2 protein-coding genes are annotated in these 2,460 nt (G+C 61.6%); both read left to right on the plus strand.

From position 1 onward, the window contains the following. Positions 1–83 precede the first annotated feature (83 nt). Positions 84–815: a response regulator gene (locus tag OQK_RS17540; protein ID WP_016773529.1), complete on the plus strand. Its 732-nt coding sequence runs from the start codon at positions 84–86 to the stop codon at positions 813–815. Further along, complete coding sequence (locus OQK_RS17545; protein ID WP_016773530.1) at positions 805–2,274, plus strand: ATP-binding protein; 1,470 nt, start codon at positions 805–807, stop codon at positions 2,272–2,274. The genes OQK_RS17540 and OQK_RS17545 overlap by 11 nt, the downstream gene beginning before the upstream one ends. The last annotated feature ends 186 nt before the right edge of the window (positions 2,275–2,460 follow it).

The following is a 2,460-nucleotide window of genomic DNA, read 5'->3' on the forward strand; positions in this document are numbered from 1 at the left end:
ATGGGAACGATCAACAGGCGACAAATTTTCCAGGTTCATCAGGCATAATCCGCCCCAACTCCAACAACAAGGATGCCTTCGAAGTGAGCTCAGTCAACAAGTCGATATTGTTGGTCGATGACGACCAGGAAATACGCGAGTTGCTGGAAACCTACCTGACCCGCGCCGGGTTTCAGGTGAGGGCCACCGCCGATGGTGCCGGTTTTCGTCAGGCGCTCAACGAGGCGCCGAGCGATCTGGTGATCCTCGATGTCATGCTGCCCGACGAAGACGGTTTCAGCCTGTGCCGCTGGGTGCGCCAGCATCCGCGTCAGGCGCAGGTGCCGATCATCATGCTGACCGCCAGTTCCGACGAAGCCGACCGGGTGATCGGTCTGGAACTTGGCGCTGATGACTACCTCGGCAAACCGTTCAGCCCGCGCGAACTGCAAGCGCGGATCAAGGCCCTGCTGCGTCGCGCACAATTCGCCCACGAACGCAGCGGCAGCGAAGTGCTGGTCTTCGACGACTGGCGCCTGGACACGGTCAGTCATCGGCTGTTCCACACCGACGGCGAGGAAGTGATTCTTTCCGGCGCTGATTTCGCTCTGCTGAAACTGTTCCTCGATCATCCGCAGCAAATCCTCGACCGCGACACCATCGGCAACGCCACCCGTGGCCGCGATCTGATGCCGCTCGATCGCATCGTCGACATGGCCGTCAGTCGTTTGCGCCAACGCCTGCGCGACACCGAAAAACCGCCACGGCTGATCCGCACCGTACGTGGCAGCGGTTATCAGTTGGCAGCCAATGTGGTTGCCGGCAATGCTCACTGAGTCGCTACGCAAATTTGCCAACCGCATACCGGTGCCGCGCTCACTGCTCGGGCGGATGCTGCTGCTGACTCTGCTGGCGGTGCTGTTCGCGCAGACGCTGTCGAGCGTGATCTGGGTCTCGCAGTTGCGCGCCACTCAACTCGAAGGCCTCGTCACCAGTGCCCGCAGCCTGGCGCATTCCATGACTGCCAGCGTCAGCTATTTCCGTTCCTTACCGGTCGCCTATCGGCCGCTGGTGCTCGATCAGTTGCGCAGCATGGGCGGCACCCGATTTGTCGTGACCCTCAATGACAAGCCACTGGGCATGGACGTGCTGCCGGTGACGCCGCGCAAGGCTGCAGTGATGCAAGCGGTGGACGAGGTGCTGCGTCAGTCTCTGGGCCATGACACGGATATTTCGGTGACCTTCGTCAGCCCCGAAGATCTGCGGATTTTCAACGCCGGACTGAAACTTGATGAATTGCCGCGCTCCTGGGCGCATTACGCGCTGACCCTGGAGCCGGTGAATCCGCCGGTGCTGGTCACGCAGATTCAAATGGCCCCGGGCGAGTGGCTGTACATCGCCTCGTTGCTGCCCGAGCCGTACACCAGTCTCGAAGAGCAAGGCCTGCCGGCGCAGCAGGTGTGGTTTATCGTCCTCACCAGCGGCTTTTTGCTGTTGTTCATCGGCCTGCTGGTGCACTGGCAGAGCCGGCCGCTCAAGCGTCTGGCGCGGGCAGCGCGGGATCTGTCGCTGGGTGCCGACGTCGAGCCGGTGGCGGAGGGCGGTGGCAGTGAAGTGGTCGAAGTCGGTCGCGCGTTCAACACCATGCGCGAACGCATCAGCCGCTACCTGACCGAACGCAGCCAGTTGTTCAGCGCGATTTCCCACGACTTGCGCACGCCGATCACTCGTTTGCGTTTGCGCGTCGAGCTGCTCGAGGACGAACAGCTGCAAGCCAAGTTCGGCCGCGATCTGGATGAGCTGGAGCTGCTGGTCAAAGGCGCTCTGCAATGCGTGAAAGACACCGACATCCACGAGAACATCGAGCCGGTGGATCTCAATCATGTCCTCGATTGCCTGGTCGAGCCGTATCTGGCGCCGAACGGCAATGGCCGCGTCACTCAGCATGGCCGCGCGCTGTCGGCATACCCGGGCAAACCACTGGCGCTCAAGCGCTGCATCGGCAACCTGATCGACAATGCTTTGAAGTACGGGCAGAACGCGCATCTGCACATCGATGACGATGACAGCGCGTTTGTCCTGCATGTCGACGACGAAGGGCCGGGTGTGCCGCAGCAGCGGCTGGAGCAAGTGTTCGAGCCGCACTTCCGTTTGGCCGGACAGCAGCAGGGTTATGGCTTGGGCCTTGGCATTGCGCGCAACATTGCCCATAGCCATGGCGGCGAGGTGACGTTGCAGAACCTGCGTGAAGGTGGGTTGCGGGTGACGTTGCAGTTGCCGCGGTCTGTGGATTGAGTCAAAGCTTTCCCTCACCCTAACCCTCTCCCGGGGGGAGAGGGGACTGATCGGGGGATGCTGCAGACATAGGCCGACCTGACCGTACAACGCCGAATCCATAATCGACTCGGTATTTCAGGTCGGCGGAAAGCTCATTACAACTCGGTCAGCCCCCTCTCCCTCCGGGAGAGGGTTGGGGTGAGG

Origin of the sequence: Pseudomonas sp. R62 (assembly GCF_000257605.1) — a bacterium.
GTDB lineage: Bacteria > Pseudomonadota > Gammaproteobacteria > Pseudomonadales > Pseudomonadaceae > Aquipseudomonas > Aquipseudomonas atacamensis.